This is a genomic window from Mycoplasma miroungirhinis, assembly GCF_013008815.1.
Classification (GTDB): Bacteria; Bacillota_I; Bacilli_A; order Mycoplasmatales; family Metamycoplasmataceae; genus Metamycoplasma; species Metamycoplasma miroungirhinis.
Genome location: NZ_CP053097.1, coordinates 734,324 through 758,717 on the forward strand (window position 1 = coordinate 734,324; position 24,394 = coordinate 758,717).

The window sequence follows — 24,394 nt, forward strand, 5'->3', positions numbered from 1 at the left end:
TATATTATAATAAATTTTTGCTATTTATTGTGTAACCGGAGATGATAAGAGCTTATTTTTTATAAAAAAATAAATGTTTTATATAATTAATTTATGAATTATGCAAATTATATTTGAATAAATTTAATTTTAATTATTTTTAGTTATTTTATAGGTTCAATCAATATTAGTATTTTAATAAGTAAAATAATATATAAAAAAGATATAAGAAACTTCGGGTCTAAAAACGCAGGAGCTACAAATATATTCCGTGAATATGGGAAAAATGTTGCTTTATTAGTATTTATATTTGACTTATTAAAATCATATTTAACAATAATGTTAGTGTATTTAATTCAAAAACAATTATATTTACAACCATATGTAGAAAATATTATTTCTATTAGTTGTGGTATAGGGGTTATTTTAGGTCATTTGTTTCCTATTTATTTTAAATTTAAAGGAGGAAAAGGAGTAAGTTGTTTTTTAGGTCTGACTTTAGCTGTTAATTTTATTTTATTTTTAGTTGCTATTAGTTTATTTTTATTAATTATAATAGCAACTAAATATGTATCATTAGCTTCTATAATTGTACCTTTCATTATAAGTTTATTTTCTTTAATTCCTTGAATGTCTGATGGTATATTGGGTTTTACTAATACACAAAATATATTTTGATTACCTGCAATTATTTTGTTTATAAGTTATTTCTTTGTTTTAATTTCTCATCGTAAAAATATTTCAAGATTATTAAATAAAAGTGAAAATAAAATCCTTCAAAAATAATATTATTATTTTATCCTAATTTTCATATAAAAAAATGTACTAATTGTTGAACTTAAAGTTTGACATTAGTACATTTTTAAAACTTATTTACTTAATTTTTCTTCTAACATAGAAATATATTTTTGTAGTTTTGGAACTATAAATTTATTTCCTATTTTATTTAAGATAAATTTTGGAAAAGGTGTTTTGCTTGCAATATATTTACTTATAATATTAGTTCATAAAAATGGAGCAGCTTTTGAAGTTATTTGTTTTTGATCATCAATTATAATAGCGACTTTTAAAGTTTGAATTATTTTTTCAAGTTTTTGAGCAAATTTTGATTTTTGAATATTTTCATTTCATTTATTTTTTGTTTTTTTAATAAAACCACGAGTTAAATTTTCTTGTTTTATTTTATTTGCATCTCAATCTTTGTTTGGTTTTTTGAAATCTAATTTGATATTTTTAGATGTTTGATCATTAACTTTAACTTTTAGGTTCAGAGATCAACCAGGTAATTTATTTTGATTTATTTCAAGGATTTTTATGTTATCAGATATTTTAATCATTGAATTATCAAAAAGTCAATTTTTAATAAGTGTTACGACATTTTTATACTCTACTGATTTTCCATCTTTTGTAGCTTTTTCTTCAGTTATTTTAGATGCTTTTGATTTTACATTTTCAATTGCGTGTGCTAAATCATTCAAAAAAAATTGTTGAGAAACATAGTAATTGTTAAATTGTTTTTCTAAAAAATCTTCAATTTCTTTTAAACTCATTTCTCCATCAACAATAAATTCAGATGAATCATTGTCATTTAATTCTAAATTAAAACTTAAATCTGCTTTATTTATAGAAGGAAGAACATTTTCTTCAAAATCTTTTCTATCAAATTGTTTTTCAAGTTTAAGATTAAATAATTGTGGTATTTTGATAGAAATTTTGTTGTATTCTTGAGATAAGTTACTTATAGAATTTATTTCGCTAATGAATTTTTCATAACGTGATTCTTCGTTGTTATCTAGTATAATGTCTTTTGTTTTATATTGTATTTTTTGATTATCTCCAGCTTGTTTCATATTATTATTTTCTGATGGTGCTTTTGCACAACTAACTAATGCTACATTTGTAGCTAATGCAACAGAAAAAACTGAAAAAAATAATAATTTTTTTGTTTTTGTTTTCATTGACTTTCTCCGTTTTTTGGTTTATATAATTTTAATTGTAATATGAAAACAAAAAAAAAAAAAAAAAAACGTTAAAAAAGTGGCAAAAATCTTATTTTTACTACTATATTTTTAAAATTTATATGTAAAATTAAGTTTTTTAATTAAAAGGTTAATTTAATTTTCATATAAAAAAATGTACTAATTTTAAAACTTCAAGGTTTAGCAATAGCACATTTAAAATGAATATAATTATTATTTCATTACTTAATGAAAATTTATCAAAGTAGATTATTTATTATCAATCATAAAATAAAGTTTGTTTATATATTGTTTTGTTTTTCTTTCTCTTTTTCTTAGTTTTTACAGGAAATATAACAGGTGGTGTTTTTCTTTTTTTAGAAGGAGATTTTTTAGGTACTTCTCACTCATTTGGAATTATAATGGATTTTTTTCTTTGTGGTGGGTATGTTTTAGGTTCTTCTCGCTTGTGTGGAATTATTGTAGGATTTTTCTCTTATTTTAAATAGAGTTGTTTTAATAGCCTTGTGTTCACCAAACAAACTACGTGTTATACTTAATATTTAAAAAGATGAAATTGCTATATAATAAATTATTTTTCTTTTTGGTTTCATTTTTATTCTTTGTATTAATTGAATTATATTATTTTTAAAACAAAAAAAACGATATAAAAGTGTAAAAAAATTACAAATTTATCGTTTTTAATTTTAAAATTGTCTTTTTAAATTTTCATATTTGTATTTATTACCTAAAAACTTAATAACTGGTTGTAAATTGAAAATAATAAATACATAAACAGGAATTTCTATTAATGATTTAAAAACAATCGGAATCATTCAAACTAAATAATATTCTTGATATTGTCATGTTCCACTTCTAAATCTATTATGGTAATTTATATATGCAAAAGGTCCTCATAATCAACGATATAAAACCATTATAATAATTACATTTAATAAAATAATGAATAATTTTTGTGTTAATGTTTTAATTTTAATTGATTTAGATAAAAAATGAAGTAAACAACTTGTAATAACACCTATTCAAATTAAACTTAGAGATGTTATTGAAATTGCCAACACAATATTAAATGGGATTTTTTTCTTTTTAGATGTTTCACTCTGAGCTATTGAATGACCATAAAGAGAAATTACTAAAATAAAAATAGTGGTTATAAAAAGTAATATAAAAACTCCTGTAATTCATTGTCATTTAGATTCGAGTTTTTTAAGTTTAAAAATTAGTGCACTAGTAAGTGATATTAATGCTGGAATAATAGCATATTCTGGCATCCAAAACTGAATTCCATAAATTAACTGAGAAGTAGTATCACATAAAATTCCTAAAATCATACTTTTTATAGGTCCTAAAATCATTCCGTATATAACAAATAATGCATAAGTTAAAGAAATATGTTTTGGACCTGTTAGAACAAATTTTTGAATCGAATGGAAAATCATGTATAGTGCTATTAATAAACCAAAAATAGCAATATCATAAACAGTTAATTTTAAATTATTTTTTAATCATGAACTTATTTTTGCTTTTTTAGCTTTATTTTCTAGAGAAATTTTAACATTTAAATTTATTTTTGGTTTTTTCACTTTAAATTATCCTTGAAAGGTGTTAAATCCAATAAAATGTTTTTTAAATCATGCTTCATGGAAAATATATGAAGCTGATGAAGTAGTAGATGTATAAGCGTATTTTATTAAATCTCTAACTTCATCCAATTTAATTTTCAATTTGACCTTGTTCATTTAATGCTAACTCCACTAGTGTTCTAATCATTGTAATTGTAGAATGATTATCTTTTTTTGCTACACCGGCAATATCTAAATGTATTAAATCTGTGTTTTCTCTAAATTCATTTAAAAACATTGCAGCTGAAATTGAACCACCTAAACCACTTAAATCTGCATTTTTTAAATCAGCAACTTGTGATGATTTAATATTTTTTGCATATTCTTCATCCATTGGCATTCTTCATATTTTTTCATTAGCTAAAGCAGAAGCTTGTTTAAATTCATCAAAAAACTGATCTGAAGTAGCAAAAGTTCCCACATAAGTATCACCTAATGCTTTAAAAATAGCTCCAGTTAAAGTTGCAATATCAATTAATCTAGTTGCTTTTAAGTTTCTAATTGCATAAGTAATTCCATCAGCTAGAACTAATCTTCCCTCAGCATCGGTGTTATTGATTTCTACTGTTTTTCCATTCATTGATTTGTATATATTATCAGGTAAAGATGCATCACCATTAATACGATTATCAGTTAGCATTAAAACCGCTGCAAAATTTTTATTTGCGTTTAATTTTGCAATTGCCTCTAAACTAAATCCAGCTACAACAGAACCCGTCATATCATATTTCATACCAACTAAAGATTTAGGTGATTTTAATGAATAACCTCCTGAATCATAAGTTATTCCTTTACCTACTAAAACAGTTTTATTTGTATCTAAAGGATTAGGTGTATATTCTATTATTATCATTCTTGGTAAAAATAATGAACCTTTATTAACACTTAACATTAAATTCATTCCTAACGAGTGTATATCTCTTTCATTTAATACTGAAACTTTAACGTTTTTTAAATTCTCAAAATGTTGAGGAATCATTTTAGCAAGTGTTTCACTATTTGCTATATTTGGACTTAATGCTTGATAATATCTAGCGTTATTAACTGCTTCTGCAATTGTTTTTTGTTTATTAATAATATCTTCATAATTACTTAATTTTTTTGCATATATTTGATGTTCAAAAATTAATTGTTCTTGTTTTTCTGTTTTAAGTGAAAATGTTTTAAATTGACCATAGTTTAAAGCATAGCTAAAACATTTGATAATTTCTTTTATATCTAAATTTTTAGTAACAAAAGAATCTAAATTGATTGTATAAGGTCGATTAGCTTTTTTAGGTAAATTAATTGCAAAGTTTTCTAAGTCCTCAAAAGTTAATTTATCTGCTTCACCTAAATTAACTTTTGCTTCATTTTCATACACATTTTCAGTAATTTTTCATTTATTTTCATTATTATAAGCAAATGTAGCACTTAATATAAATTTTTGCATTATTGATTCTCCTTTTGAATAGCATATTCTGTTAATGTTGCAACTAATGCAGCAAGAGGTTTATGGTTTTCATCTTCTGCTGTACCTGCTACATCACAATGAATAAAATTAACTTTTTCAGTTGCAAAATTGTATAAAAAAGAGGCTGCAATATTACAATCACTTAGTTTTGCATCTGTTGAACAATTTAATAAATCAGCAACTAATGATTCTTTATTAGGTTTATTAAAATCTTCGTGTAAAGGCATTCTTCATACTTTTTCTTGTGCTAGTTTTGCAGATAATGCAAATATTTTTCACTCTGTATCGCTATTTGTATAAATACCAGTATATTTATCACCTAATGCTGTTAAAATAGTTCCAGTTAATGTTGCTACATCAATAATTGTTGTCGCTTTTAAGACATCTTTTGCATAAGTTATTCCATCAGCTAAAACTAGTCTTCCTTCAGCATCTGTATCAACAATTTCAACTGTTTTTTTAGACATTGATACATAAACATTATCTGGAACAGATGCGTTATTATTTAGTTTATTATCAGTAATCATCATAACTACACTAACATTGGTTTTAATTTTATTTTGTGCAATATTTTTCAGTGCATAAGCTGCTATAACTGAACCTGACATATCCATTTTCATATAATTCATATAACCATTAGTTTTTATATTATAACCACCTGAATCATAAGTAATTCCTTTACCTACAATAGTAATTTTTTCTTTTGAATCTTTTAGTGGTAAATATTCAATTACAACAACGCGAGGTTCATATAAACTACCTGCATTTACAGATAACATTAGACCCATACCTAATTCTTCTATTTCTTGTCTTTTTAAGATTTTAACAGTAACATTTTCAATGTTTTGGAAGTCTTTTTCAATATAATCCGCTAATCATTCACTGGTACATATATTAGGTGGAGTTATTTGTAAGTTTCTTGTCTTTTTAGTATTTTCTACAAGTAAATTTAATTTTTTTTCATATTGTCTATATTCATCTGTTTCTAAGAAAAAGTCTAATTGATATTTTGGATCTTGTTTATCTGTTTTTTGATTATAAATTTCATCATTAAAAAAACTATTTCTTAAATAAAATGCTCTTAAAGCATCTTCATAACTCACATTTTCATTTACAAAACTTTTGATATCAATTAAAAGATTTTGATCTTGATTTTCAATAATATAATTTACTTTTGATATTAATTGTGTGTAATTATCAATAGTATTTACATAAAAATACAAAATGTTGTTTTTATTATCTAATGTTAGAGCTAATTTATTTTTAGATACAAATTCTTCTACATTAGAATCATTAAAAACAGCTTTTAAAAGTGGAAAGTCATTTTTAGTTTGTATATAATTTTTATTCATATATCTCCTTATATTTCACTATTTTAGTACTTCAATCAATGGTTTTTTTGTTTAATGATTTTAAAATATTATTAGCTTCTAAAAATATGTTTGAACCTGAAAAACCACGATAACAGCTCAATCCTGAAGGATGAGAAGTATGAAGAACAAAATGTTGTTTGGTGTTTAAATTTTCGATAAATTTTAATGCTTTTTGACCAAAGCATAAAAAAATTACATTTTCATTTAATTCTAAAATTTTTTTTATTGCATTGGTTACAAAAATTTCTCATCCAATATTTTCATGTGCAAGAGCTTGATTTAAAACTGTTGTTAATTTGGTGTTGGATAATAATATTCCTTGTTGTTTCCAATAATCTAAATTGTTAGTTTCAAAAACAGAATGAGGATAAGTTGCTTTAATTTCTTTAAATATGTTTTTGAGTGAAGAAGGAATTTTTTTATCATTAGTACTAAAAGCAAGTCCATCGGCTGTATTTGGTGTATAGTAAGGGTCTTGACCTAAAATAATAATTTGGATATTATATCAATCTAAATCAAAAGCTTTGTATCAATTGTTTTTACTAGGTACAATTTCTTTATTTTCATTGTTTAAGGCGTTTTGTAGATTGATAAAATATTCTTTTTGTGATTCTTCTTCTAAAAATTGTTTTAAGTTAAATCTCATGTTTAACTATTTTTTTACCTTCATATTGGTATTCATAGAAATATAAATAACCATCACTAAACATAACTTTAAGAGGTGTTTTAATTTTTTTAATAGTTGCTCTAAATACTTTTATTCTTTTTTTATTAAACATTAAAAAAGCACCTGGTTGATTATTTAAAGCTTTAATTTTAGCTAGAGCTTCTAATTGAGTCATATTTTGAGTAATTTCGCTATCTTGATTTGATAATTTTGGTGCATATGAAACTTTAGAAACATCTTGAACTGTTGCAGAAATTGTTTTTGAATATAAACCTTTTAGTCATGAATCTATATTTTGAATAGCTAAATTTGCCATTTTATCATATGCTTCAAGTGCCGTATCTTCTTCTTCAACTTGAAAACTTGCTTTTGCTATCATATCACCTGCATCCATTTCTTTAGTCATATAAATTAAAGTAATACCCATTTCTTTTTCATAATTTAAAAAAGAATGTTGAATTGGTGCAGCTCCACGATATTTTTCCAGTAGTGATCCATGAATATTGATTGAAGCAATTTTGGCTAAATTTAAAACTTTGGTTGGAATAAATTGCCCAAAAGCAGCAGTTATCAAAAAATCAAAATTTAATGCTGCTAATTGTTCATAAATATCAGATATTTTTTCTGGTTGAAACAATTTTATATTGTATTGTTTTGCAATTTGTGCAACTTCAGTTTCTATTACTTCTTTATGTCTATTTAACTTTCGATTTGGTTGTGAAATAATTCCGACAATTTCGTAGTGTTGAATTAAATATTCAAAAATTTTTGCACTAAATTTTATTGTTCCTGCTAATAGTAATTTCATATTAATAAATTATAAATTAATTAACATATAAACAAAGAAAAATATTAAGTTATTTACACAAATTTTTTTATAAAAAAAATAAAAGCATCTATGGTAAAATGCAATTATTTAATTATTTTCTAATAATGCTTTTTTGTGTGCATTTTCTAGTTCATAAGCATGTTCAAAAAAGTTATTTTCAATTTTTAAACTTCAAGATAATTTTTGGTTTTTATCTATATTAGGTAGTGTTTTATATAATCATTTTAGACTTAATATAAAACTTATAATTCCGACTGCTAATGCATTTAATGCAAAACCAATACTTACTACTAAACTAGATTGACTATTTGGATAACCATTATTAAATAAAGTAAACCCAATACCAACACTAATTCCCATGACAAATCAAAATGTTATAAATGTTTCTAGTGACACAATTAATATCGACATTTTAATATCATTTGTTGCTCTAAATAATAATATTCCACCAATAGCTAAACTATAAAAAATCATTCTTAACATATTAATTCGCATATATAAAATTACATCATTTAATCTATCTTCAGGAACATACAATGAAAGTGCAAAATATTTAGCAAATGAAGCAACTAAAATATAAACTACTAAAGCATAAATTGCACCAATAAGTAATGACCATCAATATATTTCACGAATTCTTTTAGTATTTCTTTGTGTGTAATTATAACTTAATAATGAAGCCGCACCATCACTTATTCCAAATAAAGCAAGTGCAAATAATGTAATACTTGGTGCAGCTTTTGCTCAATTATAAACGTTAGTAAATCCATCACTAAATGGAAGATTATTTAGAAGCAAGGTTATCATTAAATTGATTAGTCCAACACCTAATGTTCTGACAAAAGCACTTAAACCTAATAATGAAATTGGCATTAATAATTTTCATCTAAATTTAAAATGTAATAAATGTTTATAACTTAATCACGTGTTATTTTTTTTGTTTCCAATTAGGATATAAATAGAATAAGAGGCTAAGTTAAAGACTCAACCAATTAATGTTGCTAATGCACCACCTAATATTCCCATTTTAAAGACAATAATAAATAAAGCATCAAAAGCTAAACCTATTATATTAGCAACAATTGCCCAAATCATAACATGAGCATTTTTCCCTTCTGCTCTTAATAAATAACTAAATAATAAATATAAAGCTTGTAAAATACTTCCTGAGCCATAAATATATAAATAAGTATTTACTCAAGAAGTAGCCATTTTACGACTTGCGTCATAATAAGATGTAAAAATTTGAGAAGGTAAGAGATTAGAATTTTCTAAAAAATCCTTGTTTTTAAATTCCATATCTAACTGTTTTAAACTAATTGCATTAAATTTAGAATGACTTATAACTTGACCTGTTAAATTACTTCAAATAAAAACATATATTAAAAAAGTTGTAAATAAAGCTACAGCAAATGAAGTTCAAAAAGTAGTCGCTCAAAGGTCTTTTCCTGTTCTTTCTACTTTTTTAGTAATACATTTTGTATAATAGACACTTGAACCCATTGGAATTAAAAATATCACAGCATTTGCAGTAAGAAAAAATGGTGCCGCAGCATTAATTGATATAGAGGCCATTACATCACTAGAAATAGTTGAAATATATTCACCTTTTGGTAATGTTGACGTGTAATAACTAAACATTAAATCAAATTGTTCTCTATTTAAATGTGGTAAATTACTGTTTAGATAAAAATATAATTTATCACTATTTGAAGCTAAATCACCATCTAATAATCCAATTGTTCTAGGAACAAAATTTAAAATAAAAACTTGGTTAAAAAAAGCATATAACCCCATTGTTAACATAGTTAAAATACCTGGAATTGTAACAATAAAAATAGCTTTTTTGATCGGTGTTTTTTCAAATAATTTTATTGCTCTTAGTTGTTTTTTATCTTCTGAAATTATTGTAGTCATTTTTATCTTTCTAATAATGATTTATTTTATCACTATATGTAAATATTTCATAATTTTTCCATTTTTAGATGTTTATTTTAGTAAAATTTAAATTTAAAGGAGAAAAAATGTATAAACCCCTGTTAAATATTAATGAAACTCAATATGCAATTGCAAAATTAAAAAGTATTTTTTCACTTTCAATTGCTAAAAAATTAAATTTAATAAGAGTTTCAGCACCATTATTTTTAACATCAAGTAGTAGATTAAATGATGGATTAAATGGTGAAAAACCAGTTGTTTTTAGTGTTAAAGATTTTGATGATAAATTAGAAATAGTTCATTCATTAGCAAAATGAAAAAGACAAGCATTAGCAAACTATAATTTTAAAATGCATACTGGATTATATTGTGATATGAATGCGATAAGAAGAGAAGAAGAACTAGATTTTTTACATAGTATTTATGTTGATCAATGAGATTGAGAATTAATTATTGCAAAAGAAGAAAGAAACAAAGTAACTTTACAAAAAATTGCTAAAAATGTTTTTGATTGTTTAAAAACAACTGATAAAAAAATTAGAGCTCAATATCCTCAATTATCAAAAAAATTACCTAATAAATTATTTTTTATTTCTTCATCTGAATTACAAAAATTATATCCACATTTAACACCTGACCAAAGAGAATATGAAATAGTAAAAAAACACAAAGCAGTATTTATAACAGAAATTGGTCATCCTTTAGCTGATAAAGTTCCACATTCACTAAGAGCAAAAGATTATGATGATTGAAATCTAAATGGTGATTTAATTGTTTACCATGCACCTAATGATTGTGCTTTAGAAATTTCAAGTATGGGAATAAGAGTAGATGATTTAGCAATTATAAATCAATACAAAAAAACTAAAGAAGATATTGAAAATATTAGTTCATATCATAGTAATATTGTTAATTCAAAATTACCATATACTGTTGGTGGTGGTTTAGGTCAAAGTAGAATTGCGATGTTTTTATTAGAAAAACAACATATTGGAGAAGTTCAAGTAAGTATTTGATCAGATCAAGAAAAACAAAATTTAAAAAATAAAGGAATTAATTTATTATAAATAATTTAATAAATTAAAATAATGCCATTGTTGGCATTTTTATTTTGAAATTTTCAAAATAAAAAGCCTTAAAGGCTTTAAATTAATCTAAACTTTTTGAAGTTTTTAAAAGAATTTCTTCTGAATTTCGTGCGTTTTTAAGTAAAATTACTAATTTAATTTGTGAATTACTTGTATCAATATTAAATGCTAAAACTGTATCATGTGGTCTTTTATTTTGAGGAAGATTAAAAGTTATTTTATCTGTTAGTTCTTTTGATAATTTATTAAAGACATATTCTGAATTTGTTAATTTATTTTCATCTAATACATTTAAAATATCTGATTTATTTACATTATCTTTTAGCTTAAAGACAATATCTTTTGCATACTGATTTATAAATTTTTGTTGTGCTAATTTATCTTGTGCAGAAAATAATTTAAATTGTCCTTTTGCTATAGTGTCATTACCTTCTTCCTTACCTTCTATATAAGATCCTTGAATATGTCTTACTTTTATATTTAAAATAAATTGTTGAGTTGTTGAGTTAAATTTAGGAGCAATAATAACCTCATGACCTGGTTGGATTTTATTTATATCAATTAATTTTGTAGCAATGATATTTTGTATTTCTGAATCTTTAAAAGTTTTATAAATATCATTGTTATTTTCAGTATATTTTTGTGTAAATAATTGTTTAAATTCCTCAAAAGTTACTTGCGGATTTTTTATTTCTAAATCAAATGAATCATAAATTTGTTGGATTTGACTTAAAGGTAAATCCTTTACTTGTTGTTGGTTTTGATTTGAAGCACAAGAAATAGTTGCTATTGTTAATAATGGAGTAGTAGAAATTAAAGACATAAAAATTAAATTTTTTTTACTTTTTGTCATAGTTATCTCTTTTCTAAGATTAATGTATCTTGTAAATATTCTAAATTGTAATATGAAGCAGGTTTAATTATGTATTTTTGTAAGATTTTTTTAGAAAAACTATTAAGTGAAATGTAATTATCAACACTAATTGTATAACTAAATACATTTGCTATTTCATTAATTAAATTTAAAATTTGAAATGTTGTGTGTGTTTGTGAATAATGAATTATAAAAGATAATAAAAGATTATTAAAAGTATCTAAATTTCAATTTAAGTTTCTTGAAAAAAATGTGTTAATATGTTCAAAATCTAGATATTTAAAATTATTAAATATTTTGTGTGAATATAAAGCATTATTATCTTTTAAATAATTTTCTAATTTTTTAATAAATTGATTAATTTCAGGATAAGATTGAGTATTTTGAATAACATCTCATACAAAAATTAATTCTAATAAGTTTTTGTAATCATTTTGTGTTAAATATTTATATAAAAAACCATTGGTATCAGTAGTGACTAGTTCAAAATTATTTTCATTATAGAGTGAATTTTGATTTTTAAAAAATAAATTGTAATCGTCAATGTTTTCAATGAATTGTACTTCTACATTTAGTCTATTATCTAAATTTTTAAAAGTACTTTTAATAAATGAAGCTAATTTTGAAATTGCATAATGACCCTGTCTATTGTCAATAGGAATGGTTCAAGTTACTGATTTTTCATCAGTATGTTGTTTGAAATAATCATCCAAAATTGGTTTAATAATGTTTTGGATTTGATAAAAATCAACTGATTTTAATGATTCATTATAATTTATTATATTATCTAATCTTTTTGCTTTTTGTTTATTATCAAAACTTGTGGTTTTATTAATTTTTTGTAAATTATTATCAAAAATAATTTGTTTTGATATTTGTTGAGTTGCATCAATTAAATTTGTGTAATTTGTGTTGGAATTATTGCTTGAAGATATAAAAAGTCCACTAGGAGCCTGTGAAAGATAAATATCTGCATTTTTTAAATTACTTAAAATATATGGGTTTATGACATTATTAATTAAATTTCTAAAAATAATTGTTTGTTTTGTTACTGTGTTTTTAAGTTCATAATTTTTGTTTAATTCATTTTTAGTTAGCCCAAAATATAATCTACTAAATGTATTATTAAAAAATAAGTTCTGAGAATGAGGAAACAAATTAATAATTAAAGGAGTTTGATTATTGTATGTTTGATAGTTTTTAAAATAGTTCAGATTGTAATTTTCTAAATTATCAATAATACTTTGTTTTTGTAATTCATCTAAATTATCAAAATCCAAAACACTATTGAGATTTTGATTAAAAGCATTAAAAGTTTGAATATTATAAGTTTGTAAATTGATTGGTAAAACATTAAATTTAAAATTTATTTCATTAAAGTGAGATTCATTTTGTCAATTAGTATTATTTATATAATATTTATTTTTCTTTAACTTTATATTATTTAGTGTGTTTTGTGAAATAAAATAATAACTTGAATAAAATAAATCTTTATATGTTTTTCCATATTCATATAAAAAATCATAGTTTTTTGTCTCATTTAAAGAAAAATCTAAATTAAATTTAAAACTAGGTAAAGCATCAGTTACATTATCTAATAAAAAGATATTTTGAAATACTGTCCATCAATTACTTGATTTAATGTTTTTATTTTCTATTAATTTAAAGGTTAAAGGTAAATCATCTTTTATAAAATTGGGATCTAAAAATTGTTTAGTTTCAATATTATTTGATTGTAAATAATTTAAGATATTATCTTGATTAAAATAACTTATATTTTGAGTGATTTTTTCATCATAATCAAGTAATTTATTAGTTTTTAAAATTTTTTGGCGATTTGTTAGAGACGACATAATTGATTTTAAAAAACCAAGTTTAAAATCTTGTATATTAAGATGATGTTTTGTCTTATTCAATTCTGAATCAAGCCAAGGATTTTTATTATTTTCAACAAAAATTTCGATTTTTTTAGCGTTTTCTAGTGCTTTTTTAAAATTTCAACTATTAATAGAATGTTCATCATTACTTTTAATAAATTCATATAAATTACGATAACCTATAACTTGATTATTTAAAGATAAATCATCAAAAGAAACATTATTAATAGTATCTGTATTAAAAATTGAAATTTCTTCTTTGTTATTATTGTTCCATGTAATTTGAATTTTAGTAGCTTGTTCGAATTTTAAAAACATTTTAGAAGGTTTTAAAATTCGATTATTAACAAAATCAATTTCTGGTTGGTCTTGTGAAACTATTCTAAATAATTTTGTAGAAATTAAATTATTAATTTTTTTAGAAATATTATTTTTATTATAAATTGAAAAATTATTACTTTCATTAGGAAAATTAAATGATTCATTGTATTTATCATTAATTTCTAAAAAATTATTGATTTTACAACTTGTTGCAAAAAATCCTATAAAGGGGATTGTTAATAATAAAGAACTTAAAAAAAGATTTTTTAATTTCATTTTATTATTCCTTGGATATTTTCAATTGGTTGGCCTATAAGTTTAGGTGGTTGAGTATGAGAGTGGAATGAAAGCATAATTAAAGTTAATATGATACTTAGTGCAAAAAATGTAAATGTTGTATAAAGTACTTTGACTGATGAATTTCTATTATGAATAAATTCTGGAACTAATTCAAAGATTGCAGTAAAGACTATAATTACACCACCAATGATTTGAAATGAAGGAATCATTCATTTTTGATAATCTAAATATTTACCTACAAAAGCACCCACAAATAAAATTGGAACTATTAATAACATTGTGTATAAATTGTATTTTATAGCTTTTCATTTAGTTTGCCCATATTGTGTTTGACGATAATAAATAATAATGTTTTCAACTAAAATATGAATATTAAATGTCACAATTAAACCAATATTTGGATTTGTATAATTTGAACTTGTCATTTGATAAACACTTAGTCCTAAAACAAGGCCATCAATTATTCTATGGATTAACAACATTAAAATAGCAATTCAAGCAGCTTTGGGATTATCGATATCATTAAATGAGATAATATGATCTGAATGTCCATGTTCTTCATGAGATTTATGAATATGACCTTTATGTTTTTTTATCGAAATATATCTTCAAATAATTACTAATGTTAAACCAATAATAGCATTTATTCCAACAATAATTGCCATATATAATTGTTCTTTTGTAACATTACCACCCGTTAATTTTAGACCACCATTAGTTTCATTAGAGTGAAATCAAGATTCAAGATTGATAATAGCTTCTTTTATAAATCCAGCTGAACCAATAATTAAAAACATTCCAGTACTAAAAGCATAAAGATAAATCATTTTATCTTTAGAAAATTTAGGTTTTATTGCACTTAATATTAAAGAAATAATAACTGGTGCAGCAAGTAGAATAAATGCATAAATTAATAAGTTAACTAAAATTGTCAATTCAAGATTGTTATTAAAATCAATTTCTTTAAAAAACATAACTCCCCTTTATATAATTTTTGATAATAACTTACATAATTTTACCAAATTTTTTATAATTAGATTATAATAATAATTGCAAAATGAATAGTTGCAAAAATTATAGCAAGGAAATATCATGTTAAAAAAAAATAAGTTATTTTTAGGCTTTGTTTTACCGTTATTTAGTTTAAGTTGTTTGATTTGTTTATCTTGTAATACACAAAATTTAAACAATAATGACATAAATGAAAAAATAATTGATAAAAATTTATTAATGTCATTTAACAATAAACAAATCAATATTTTAAATGATTTTTATCCTTTTTTAAACAAAGATGTACAAAATTTCAATAACGATAACACTTATTATGATATTTTCAAGCACAAAAAACCTAAAATAAATGAATTAGGGATTGAAATCGGAGAAGAAGAAATTATTGATGCAATAAAAACTAAAGAAGCATCAAAAATAGATATAAATGATTTTTTTATCCAATTTGATAAAGATATAATTAAAACTACCACAAATTATTCACCATGAATTACAAACACTTTACCAACTGTGTATAACATAAGATATTCTGAAGTAGGTTTAAAACCTTTTCCTGATATTCAATCATTAATTTATAAAATAATTGATGATATGCAAAATGGAACTTGAAGTAAAGTTAGTCATCTAAAATTTTTTGATGGATATTTTTATAATTTAAACACAATAAGATTAAAATCTTGAACAAACAATTTATTACAAAAGAAAATGTGAGAAACTTTATTATTAACTTATATAAATTACTTTAATACTGATGTAGTTAAATTAAATATTAAAATTAACAAAGAAGACATTTTTGACAATGAAAATGATAATATGGTTAGCTTTTCTATTGATTGTTTTGATAAGAACAATCAAAGTTTGTTAACTAATGAAAATAAAAATAAAAAGTTTTATTTATTTGGTTTTAAAAATTACTTAAATGATCCTAAATTTGGAGTTTTTGAAAATATTGATAATTTAAAACTTTTTAATGAATATTTAGTAAGTCCAATATTGAAATTTAAACTTAATAATATATATTCTGTTAATGATATTAATAGTTTTGTAAATAATGTGTTTAGTCCTGAATTTATAAGTGGTGATAGTTTTAATTATTTTTTGAATAAACACAGTGATTTAATTGAATTAGAAGTTCCTGAATACAAAAAAAATACAGATAAAGCCTATCGATTTGTTTCAAGCGAAGTGGCTTCGTTTTTTGGAACAAGACAATTATTAAAAATAAAAATAGAAGTCATTCATCAAGATGATTCTAAAGAATATTTTTGATGATTAAGCAGTGATTTTGATGACCATGGTCATAAAATGAAACCACTAATAAATAAAATTAAAAATCAATTATTATTCGAAACTTTTAATCCAAATTTAGAAAAATTTAATTTACAAAAAGATACATTTCAATTAAAAATAAATAAACAAGAAAAAAGAGATTTTATGGGTATTGAAGCAAATGAGTTTTTTGAATCTGATTTATTTAAAAGTATTTTAAAAACCATTGATCAACTACCTATAAAACATATTAAAATGGCTAATAATTTACGTTTATGGAACAACAACATAAAAAGTAATTTTGAAGCCGGATGATTAACTTATGATTCTGAAGCATTTAAGTATTTTGAAACATGATTGAACTTATTTGTTTTACAATATGCAATAAATACTCATAAAGATGACATTAATACGATGTTAAATCATATAAAAGTTGAAATTGCTACTTTGCCTTATTCAGCAGGCCAAGTCGCACTTAAATTTCACTTTATAGCATTACAAAACTCAAAAGAAATTGAACTACTTAATCAACAAAATCAAGATAAAATAATTTTATGAAATGGTTTTAAAGGTTATGATAAAACTAAAAATAAACCATTTACTTTTTAAGGAGCAAAATGAAACACAAAAATAAATTTTTAACTTTTAGCTTAATTTCAATTAGTACAATTGTAGCTATTTTAGTACCTACAATTGTTACTTCATGTGCACCTTCTCAACAAGAAGACAAAAAACCAGAAGCTTCAAATATTAACAAATCAACAAATTATCAGTCTTTAAAAACAAATTATAATAGTGCAAAAGTTATTATTAATAAAATTAAGGTAAATTCAGATAAATTTATTCAAAAATCTGAAGCGTTTATAAATTTATTAAAAGAATTAAAAACAGATTTAGAAGAAATTGCAAAAAGTGCTAATTTAAGTGAAGAAGAAAAACAACAAATAAATACTTACATATCTACTTGATTAACTATTGCAAGTGCAGAACAAATTAGTGCAAATCAAGCATCAGAATATACAACTTCTTTAAATAAATTAGAAGATATATCAGAAGATTTAGATTTAGTAATGAAAACACATATAACTAAATTAAATAATGATAACAATGAGTTTTTTCAAAATCTAGAAGTTATTAATAACAAATTATTAGAAAAAAATATTGAAAATGAACAGCTACAAAGTAGTTTAAGAAATATTTGAAGTTTCTTTTTAGAAACATTAGTAGATCCAGATCACTTCACTGAAGAAGAACATTTACACGAACATGATATTAATCCTCAAACTTCCAATCAACATAATCACTCTCATGCTGCTGCTAATTTATATTATGAAAGTTTAGAATGAGTAGATGATTTTATTAAAATCATAAATAAAGAAACTAATAATCAAACTAATAAAACTATTTTAATTAATTCATTTACTAATATTATGCAACTTGTTAAAAAAGCGGATGCTACAAAAGAAAATGATATTAATAAAAAATTTGAATTATTTAAATACAATTTAGAAACTTTAATTGTTCAAGATTCAAAAACAATTTATGCTAATTTAGATTTTAAATTACAAGAAGATTCAAAAACTATTTTGAGTAATATAAAAACAAATTTAGAAATGTTATTAGATGAGTTAAAATTACCTAAAAATAGTGTCTCTTTTGAAGAATAATTAAGTTTAAAAATATCAAGTATGAACTGCTTGATATTTTTTAATTTTCAATTAATTTGTAGTATAAATAAGCTAAACTAGCAATGGTTAATTCATTTTTAACCATTTTTTTAAATTCTATTTCAGAGTATCATTTATTGTAACTAACTTGTTCAAATATAGAACCATCAGTGATAGGATTTTCTTGTTTTAAATTAGTTACATCAAAAATAAAACCATGCACAATTTCATTTGATTGCGTGCTAGCTAACATTCTAAATGATTTAATTAAATTGTTTTCTGTTACGAAAATTCCTGCTTCTTCAAATGTCTCTCTTATTGCAGTTTGTAAATATGTTTCATTTTCTTCAATAGCACCGGTAATAGGGCTAGGGAAACAATCATCTCATTTTTGTTTTTCTTTTATTTCTGGAAGAGGTTGAAAATGAACTAAAAATTCCCTTTGATTATCGATGATTCGGTAGCATAAAATAGCAACTGAATCAATATTTCTTCTTTCTGAATAAATAAAACCTTTTTCAGTTTCGTAAAGACTTAATCAAGGTGTAAAATACAGTAGTTTATCTTTTTTCATATTTTCCTTATAAAATATTTTAAATTAAAAATAATTTATATTTTTATATATTGAATATTTTGAACATAACATAAGAAACTTCAAAATGAAATTTAAAAATTTTTAACAAATAATTTCAAAATAGTATACAATATTAAATACAGCAATCAAAGAGAAGGGGTTCACCTGATTCCATTCCGAACTCAGCAGTTAAGACCTTCATCGCCGACGATACCGTATGGGAAAATAGGACGTTGCTATTTTTTTTTATCTTTTTTTAACAAATAATTTCAAAATAGTATACAATATTAAATACAGCAATCAAAGAGAAGGGGTTCACCTGATTCCATTCCGAACTCAGCAGTTAAGACCTTCATCGCCGACGATACCGTATGGGAAAATAGGACGTTGCTATTTTTTTTTATCTTTTTTTAACAAATAATTTCAAAATAGTATACAATATTAAATACAGCAATCAAAGAGAAGGGGTTCACCTGATTCCATTCCGAACTCAGCAGTTAAGACCTTCATCGCCGACGATACCGTATGGGAAAATAGGACGTTGCTATTTTTTTTTATCTTTTTTTGTTAAAATTTAATTATATAAAGTTAATAAACTTTAAAAATAATAATATAAAGTCGTGAAAATATATGAAACCAACATTTACTCAAAAAGTCAAATCAGAAGTTATTAGTTCAAAAATAACATTCACATCTGCTATTAATATTTTAAATGGAATTTTATATACTCAAACTAATACTAAAATACATAAATTAATAATAAATAATGAAAATATTAAACAATTTATTGAAAAAATTTTACAAATATTAAACATTGAATATAAATTACCGAAAAAAAATTGACTTTTATTTCAAATCCCTGATGTTTTTTTTACTTATAAATATAAGAAGGAAAAAGATTTTTTTATAGGAATTTTTATTATAAGTGGTTCTGTTAGTGATATACAAAGTACTTCTTATCATTTAGAAATTAAAACCAAAAACTTTAAATTTGCAAATGATATTCAAGAAATTATGGAGCAATACGGGATATTTTTTAAAATGGTATTTAGAAAAGACCATTATTTATTGTATATTAAAAAAGTGGAACAAATTTGTGACTTTTTAAAAGCAATTGGTGCCGTTGAAAGTTATTTAGTTTTTGAAGAAAAAAAGATTGATAGAGATTATATTAACACAATTAATAGATTAACTAATTTTGATTTTTATAATCAACAAAAAATTGCTAAAAGTTATGTAAGTTTTTTAAAGAAATATAAATGACTATCTGAAAATTCTTTACAAGATGATTTTACATTTGAACAAATTATTTTTTATGAAATTAAAAAAGATAACCCTGGTGCAAGTTTAAATGATTTGGTCTTACTTTTAGAACAAAAAAACGTTAAAAAAACAAAATCTACACTAGGTTATTATTTAAAAAAAATTGATAAGGTGTATAATAAATACAAAAAATAAGGGGGAAAATATGTATCAATACAATAACACTATTGATTACTCATTTACTGAAACAAAAACACAAAAAAAACACAAACTTTTAGGTTTGAGTTTACTTTGATTTAGTTTAGGAATATTTATAACTATTTTATTTAGTGGTGTCATTGCATCTATTCCTAGTGTATATATTTCATGAATTAATTTTACAGAAAGTAGGGGAATATCACCGCAAACATTTATATATTCTTCAATTATTATTGAGTTTTTTGCATGTTTTATTTTTCAACTATTTTTTATGTACAAACGAGAGAAAACAACGAGTTTAGTAGTTTCAATTATTGCATATTTTGTATATGTCTTAATAAGTACTGCTTCTTTAACTTTTTTTACATTATCTTTAAATGCTTATTCTCAACTAAATGTTTCTCAAGCCGTTTTAATGTTTTTAATACCTATTGTAATGTTCATAATTGTAGGTGTTTTAGGGTATTTTGAAAAAATAGATTTTAGTAAATTTACATGATTAATCATTGTAGGAATTATTGCAACAATTTTAATGTGATTACTTTCATTTTTTACAGTGTTTAGATCAAATAAAATTTGAAGTCTTTATTTTAGTTTAATGATAGTGGTTTCATTAGTTATAATTGGTTTTAATTTTCAAATAATTAAAAAATATGATGTTCAATTAGAAACTAATGGTAATAGAAATAATTTAGCAATACTGGGTCTAAGTATTACATTTGGATTTAATTTATATATCTTATTTGTTGGTTTAATATGAAAAGTGTTGATGTTAATGCTAAGAAATAAGTAAAAAATAAGAATTGAAAGAAATAATAAAAAATATATTATTATAATTTATATTAGTAGAATATAAAAGAATTTAAAGTAGGAGAAAAAATGTCAAATAAAATATTAGTTATAAATGCAGGTTCATCATCAATTAAATGATCATTATTTAATGAAGAAGATCTTAATTTATTAGCTTCAGGATTAGCAGAAAGAATTCATGTTGATGGAAATTTAGTGTGCAAATTTTCAGGACAAGTTTTTGAAAAAAAAGTTGGATTAAAAGACCATGAAGAAGCAGTTAAAGAAATTTTACAACAATGAAGTGAAAATAATATTGTTGAATCAATTAATGATATTAAAGTTGTAGGGTTTAGAGTTGTAAATGCAGGACCAGATTTAATGAAATCAACAATAATAACTGATGATGTATTGTTTGAAATTCACAAAAATACAAAATTAGCACCATTACATAACCCAGGAGCTATACAATCAATTAAAGCTTTTCAAAAATTATTACCAAGCGCTCAATTAACAATGTCAGTTGATACAGGATTTCACGCTACAATACCTAAAATTAATTATTCATACGCAATTGACAAAGATTTAGCAAAAGAATATTCAATTAGAAAATACGGTTTTCATGGTTTAAGTCATAGATTTGTAACATTAAAATTACAAGAAATTTTAAATAAAGAAAAAGTTAATTTTGTTAATTTACACTTAGGAAATGGTTCATCACTTTGTGCAATTAAAGATTCACAATCTATTGATACAACAATGGGATTTACACCACTTTCAGGAGTTATGATGGGTACAAGAAGTGGAGATGTTGATCCTTCAATAGTTTTATACTTATCAAAAGAATTAAATATTGATGTACAAGCTGCAACTGATATTTTAAATAAAAAATCTGGATTATTAGGTGTTAGTGGAATTTCAAATGATATGAGAGATTTAGAAAAAGTTCAACTAACAAATGAAAATGCTCGTTTTGCATTGGATTTATTCGCACAAAAATCAGCTGATTATTTAGCATTATATTTAAATAAAATTGGTAGAAAAGCTGATGCTATAGTATTTACAGCTGGAATTGGTGAAAATGATCCATTAACAAGACAAAATATTATTAATAGAATTCATTCATATAATATAAAACTATCAGAAAAAAATACTGAAAGATTCGATAAATGATCTTTAATTAGTGCTGATGATAGTGAAATTCCAGTATTTGTAATTAGAACAAATGAAGAATTAATGATTGCATCAGATGCAAAAGAATTAACTAAAAAATAATTTAAAATGCCTTCGGGCATTTTTTTTATTAAGGTAATAGAAATTTTGAAATTTATATTATAATAATATAAGTTATTTTAAAGTAACTATATTTTTAAATTAAAATTAGGGATGGAACTCCTTGGTTAACAAACCCAAAAGTCCAAAAGGAGAATAATGAACAAATATGAAATAATGTTATTAGTTCATTCAACAACAAATCAAGAAGATGTTGAAAAATTTATTAATGAAATTTTTAAATCAAAAAAAGAATTAACTAAATTAGAAAGAACTCAATTAGCATACCCAATTAAAAAAGTTAATACAGCTAAATATTTTGTTTTAAAAGTTGAAGCTTTAGCTGAAGAAATTAAAGAATTTAACCGTAGAGAAATTTTAAATAAATCTATTTTAAGAACATTAGTAATTAATTTAGATACAGAAAAACCTCTACAAAGAACCCCAAAAACTTCAAAAGCAAGAAAACCTAAATTTTTACCACGTTCAAATGACAAAAAACCATTTGTTAAAAAATTTGAACAAGCTACCTCAAACGATGATAAAGCACAACCACAAAAACCTGTAAGAAAATTTGACAAACCTACTACAAAAAAAGATTTTGCTAAATCACCTAAATCAGAAGAATAATAAAATCTAGGGAGATGGAATGAATAAAATTATTATTACTGGTAGAATATCACAAACTCCATTTACAGGTGTAACAGGTTCTAATACACCTTATACACGTTTTACTGTTGCTGTTTCAAGAAGACAATTTTCATCTAATACTGAACCTATAACCGATTTTCTTCCTTGCGTTGCGTGAGCACAAAATGCTGAATTTATTAATAAGTTCCTTGATAAAGGTTCATTAGTCTTAATTGAAGGTTCTTTACAAACATCAAGAATGACTAAAAATGGTGAAATTAATACTTTTTATACTATCAATGTTGATAACATTGAAGCCCTTGAAACTAAAAAAATAGCACAAATGAGACGTCAAGAACAAAATAGAGACACAATCGATATTAACCAATTAGAAAATCATAAATCAACACAAAATAATTATTCATTTTTTAATGATCAATCTTCTTATGATAATGATGCAAATATAAATCCAATTGTTAGCAAAGAATGAGATACATTTGCAGATGCATTAGATAAAGAAATTAATAATTAATTAGGAGAAAAATATGGCAAGAAAAATAAATAAAAAACTTTTTGTACGTCGTCGTCCATGTCAATTTTGTATAAATAACCAAGAATACATTGATTACAAAGACCAAGAATTATTACAAAACTACATAAATCAACATGGAAAAATTCTTTCATCACGTATTACAGGATGTTGTTCACGTCATCAAAGAACATTAGCTACTGCAATTAAAAGATCAAGAATAGTAGCTATACTTCCTTTTATTGGTAGTGGTAAAGTTAAATAATATAAAATTGAGTCCTTGTTAGGACTCTTTTTTAAATTTATATGTGAAAATTTATAAAATCAGCTAATAAAAAAGATTCTTGATTAGATTCTCAAAATAGTGAAATTTTATTTTGAGGAAGAAGTAATGTAGGGAAAAGTTCACTTTTAAATGCACTAGCAAATAGCAAAATAGCAAAAGTATCATCTACACCTGGAAGAACAAAATTAATTAATTATTTTTCTACAGATAATAATAAAATCATTGTGGATTTACCTGGATATGGTTATGCAAAAATTTCTAAAATAGAAGAAAAAAATATTTCTAATATGATTGAAAATTATTTTTATGAAAGAAAAAATATTGAATATATTAACATTTTAATAGATTCCAGAATTTCTCTAACAGCAATTGATATAGATATGATTAATCTGTGTTTAAATTTAAATCACAAAGTAAATTTAATTGTTACAAAAATCGATAAAAGCAATCAAAAACAATTAAACAAAACAAAAAAAGATATTCAAACTTATTATCCTTTTTTAAATGTCTTTTATATTAGTTCCAAAACCAAAAAAAATCTAGATAAGCTAAAATTGTATTATGCAGTTTAATTTATATTGCTTGTTATTTTCTTTTATACCTTATAAG

At 23.1% G+C, this 24,394-nt stretch carries 23 protein-coding genes and 3 rRNA genes; 14 read left to right on the forward strand and 12 right to left on the reverse strand.

Features of this window, described 5'->3' with window-relative positions; translation table 4 throughout:
- The first annotated feature begins 93 nt into the window (after positions 1 to 93).
- Positions 94 to 765, forward strand: coding sequence for a glycerol-3-phosphate 1-O-acyltransferase PlsY (gene plsY / locus HLA92_RS03075; protein WP_171113429.1), 672 nt, complete (start codon positions 94 to 96; stop codon positions 763 to 765).
- An 83-nt stretch (positions 766 to 848) separates the two neighbouring features.
- Here the strand turns inward: plsY and HLA92_RS03080 are convergent, their stop codons facing one another.
- From HLA92_RS03080 to HLA92_RS03110, 8 genes are all read right to left on the reverse strand, one after another.
- Positions 849 to 1,937, reverse strand: a complete 1,089-nt coding sequence (locus tag HLA92_RS03080; RefSeq protein ID WP_171113431.1) for a hypothetical protein — start codon at positions 1,935 to 1,937, stop codon at positions 849 to 851.
- A gap of 707 nt (positions 1,938 to 2,644) precedes the next feature.
- Positions 2,645 to 3,541 (reverse strand): ECF transporter S component, encoded by an 897-nt coding sequence (locus HLA92_RS03085; RefSeq protein ID WP_237023526.1) that lies wholly within the window; start codon positions 3,539 to 3,541, stop codon positions 2,645 to 2,647.
- A 6-nt stretch (positions 3,542 to 3,547) separates the two neighbouring features.
- Positions 3,548 to 3,682, reverse strand: a complete 135-nt coding sequence (locus HLA92_RS03370; protein ID WP_272869775.1) for a hypothetical protein — start codon at positions 3,680 to 3,682, stop codon at positions 3,548 to 3,550.
- Complete coding sequence (locus HLA92_RS03090; RefSeq protein WP_171113433.1) at positions 3,672 to 5,012, reverse strand: M17 family metallopeptidase; 1,341 nt, start codon at positions 5,010 to 5,012, stop codon at positions 3,672 to 3,674. Before HLA92_RS03090 ends, HLA92_RS03370 begins: the two co-directional genes overlap by 11 nt.
- The gene (locus HLA92_RS03095) at positions 5,012 to 6,385 is read right to left on the reverse strand and encodes a M17 family metallopeptidase (protein ID WP_171113435.1); all 1,374 of its coding nucleotides are present in this window, start codon (positions 6,383 to 6,385) and stop codon (positions 5,012 to 5,014) included. Before HLA92_RS03095 ends, HLA92_RS03090 begins: the two co-directional genes overlap by 1 nt.
- Positions 6,378 to 7,052 carry a uracil-DNA glycosylase gene (locus HLA92_RS03100; protein WP_171113438.1) on the reverse strand — a complete coding sequence of 225 codons (675 nt, stop codon included), beginning with the start codon at positions 7,050 to 7,052 and terminating at the stop codon, positions 6,378 to 6,380. The genes HLA92_RS03095 and HLA92_RS03100 overlap by 8 nt, the downstream gene beginning before the upstream one ends.
- On the reverse strand, positions 7,042 to 7,881 hold the full coding sequence (locus HLA92_RS03105) for a methionyl-tRNA formyltransferase (RefSeq protein ID WP_171113440.1): 840 nt from the start codon (positions 7,879 to 7,881) through the stop codon (positions 7,042 to 7,044). Before HLA92_RS03105 ends, HLA92_RS03100 begins: the two co-directional genes overlap by 11 nt.
- A gap of 108 nt (positions 7,882 to 7,989) precedes the next feature.
- Positions 7,990 to 9,819, reverse strand: coding sequence for an MATE family efflux transporter (locus HLA92_RS03110; RefSeq protein WP_171113442.1), 1,830 nt, complete (start codon positions 9,817 to 9,819; stop codon positions 7,990 to 7,992).
- A 107-nt stretch (positions 9,820 to 9,926) separates the two neighbouring features.
- On the opposite strand from HLA92_RS03110, the gene HLA92_RS03115 reads away from it, so the two are divergent.
- Positions 9,927 to 10,907: an aspartate--ammonia ligase gene (locus HLA92_RS03115; RefSeq protein ID WP_171113444.1), complete on the forward strand. Its 981-nt coding sequence runs from the start codon at positions 9,927 to 9,929 to the stop codon at positions 10,905 to 10,907.
- An 82-nt stretch (positions 10,908 to 10,989) separates the two neighbouring features.
- Here HLA92_RS03115 and HLA92_RS03120 read toward each other — a convergent pair whose 3' ends face one another.
- Genes HLA92_RS03120 through HLA92_RS03130 form a run of 3 tightly spaced genes read right to left on the reverse strand, consistent with a single transcriptional unit; the run spans position 10,990 to position 15,274 of the window.
- Positions 10,990 to 11,781, reverse strand: coding sequence for a hypothetical protein (locus HLA92_RS03120; protein ID WP_171113446.1), 792 nt, complete (start codon positions 11,779 to 11,781; stop codon positions 10,990 to 10,992).
- Positions 11,782 to 11,783: 2 nt separating this feature from the next.
- Positions 11,784 to 14,276 carry an OppA family ABC transporter substrate-binding lipoprotein gene (locus HLA92_RS03125; protein ID WP_171113448.1) on the reverse strand — a complete coding sequence of 831 codons (2,493 nt, stop codon included), beginning with the start codon at positions 14,274 to 14,276 and terminating at the stop codon, positions 11,784 to 11,786.
- A complete protein-coding gene (locus HLA92_RS03130; RefSeq protein ID WP_171113451.1) occupies positions 14,267 to 15,274 on the reverse strand; it encodes a ZIP family transporter in 1,008 nt (335 codons plus the stop codon). Before HLA92_RS03130 ends, HLA92_RS03125 begins: the two co-directional genes overlap by 10 nt.
- Before the next feature lie 118 nt (positions 15,275 to 15,392).
- Between HLA92_RS03130 and HLA92_RS03135 the strand changes: the two genes are divergently transcribed.
- Both HLA92_RS03135 and HLA92_RS03140 read left to right on the forward strand, forming a co-directional pair.
- Positions 15,393 to 17,186 (forward strand): MAG3240 family lipoprotein, encoded by a 1,794-nt coding sequence (locus HLA92_RS03135; protein ID WP_171113453.1) that lies wholly within the window; start codon positions 15,393 to 15,395, stop codon positions 17,184 to 17,186.
- An 8-nt stretch (positions 17,187 to 17,194) separates the two neighbouring features.
- Positions 17,195 to 18,244 (forward strand): MAG5150 family histidine triad lipoprotein, encoded by a 1,050-nt coding sequence (locus tag HLA92_RS03140; RefSeq protein WP_171113455.1) that lies wholly within the window; start codon positions 17,195 to 17,197, stop codon positions 18,242 to 18,244.
- Positions 18,245 to 18,284: 40 nt separating this feature from the next.
- On the opposite strand, the gene HLA92_RS03145 is transcribed toward HLA92_RS03140, so the two are convergent.
- Entirely contained in the window at positions 18,285 to 18,818 is a 534-nt protein-coding gene (locus HLA92_RS03145; RefSeq protein ID WP_171113457.1) for an NUDIX hydrolase, read from the reverse strand.
- Positions 18,819 to 18,956: 138 nt separating this feature from the next.
- On the opposite strand from HLA92_RS03145, the gene rrf (HLA92_RS03150) reads away from it, so the two are divergent.
- The 10 genes from rrf (HLA92_RS03150) (at position 18,957) to yihA (ending at position 24,357) form a co-directional block, all read left to right on the forward strand.
- Positions 18,957 to 19,060 (forward strand): 5S ribosomal RNA (gene rrf, locus HLA92_RS03150).
- Between the two features lie 50 nt (positions 19,061 to 19,110).
- Positions 19,111 to 19,214, forward strand: a 5S ribosomal RNA gene (gene rrf, locus HLA92_RS03155).
- A gap of 50 nt (positions 19,215 to 19,264) precedes the next feature.
- Positions 19,265 to 19,368 (forward strand): 5S ribosomal RNA (gene rrf, locus HLA92_RS03160).
- 80 nt (positions 19,369 to 19,448) lie between these two features.
- Positions 19,449 to 20,276, forward strand: coding sequence for a DNA-binding protein WhiA (gene whiA, locus HLA92_RS03165; protein WP_171113459.1), 828 nt, complete (start codon positions 19,449 to 19,451; stop codon positions 20,274 to 20,276).
- Positions 20,277 to 20,286: 10 nt separating this feature from the next.
- Entirely contained in the window at positions 20,287 to 21,072 is a 786-nt protein-coding gene (locus HLA92_RS03170) for an MAG0110 family membrane protein (RefSeq protein WP_171113460.1), read from the forward strand.
- An 86-nt stretch (positions 21,073 to 21,158) separates the two neighbouring features.
- A complete protein-coding gene (locus tag HLA92_RS03175) occupies positions 21,159 to 22,343 on the forward strand; it encodes an acetate/propionate family kinase (RefSeq protein ID WP_171113461.1) in 1,185 nt (394 codons plus the stop codon).
- Between the two features lie 156 nt (positions 22,344 to 22,499).
- Positions 22,500 to 22,970, forward strand: coding sequence for a 30S ribosomal protein S6 (gene rpsF / locus HLA92_RS03180; RefSeq protein ID WP_171113463.1), 471 nt, complete (start codon positions 22,500 to 22,502; stop codon positions 22,968 to 22,970).
- Positions 22,971 to 22,989: 19 nt separating this feature from the next.
- Positions 22,990 to 23,502, forward strand: coding sequence for a single-stranded DNA-binding protein (locus HLA92_RS03185; RefSeq protein ID WP_171113465.1), 513 nt, complete (start codon positions 22,990 to 22,992; stop codon positions 23,500 to 23,502).
- A 13-nt stretch (positions 23,503 to 23,515) separates the two neighbouring features.
- The gene (gene rpsR / locus HLA92_RS03190; RefSeq protein WP_171113467.1) at positions 23,516 to 23,764 is read left to right on the forward strand and encodes a 30S ribosomal protein S18; all 249 of its coding nucleotides are present in this window, start codon (positions 23,516 to 23,518) and stop codon (positions 23,762 to 23,764) included.
- 41 nt (positions 23,765 to 23,805) lie between these two features.
- A complete protein-coding gene (yihA, locus tag HLA92_RS03195) occupies positions 23,806 to 24,357 on the forward strand; it encodes a ribosome biogenesis GTP-binding protein YihA/YsxC (RefSeq protein ID WP_171113468.1) in 552 nt (183 codons plus the stop codon).
- Positions 24,358 to 24,394: the final 37 nt, after the last annotated feature.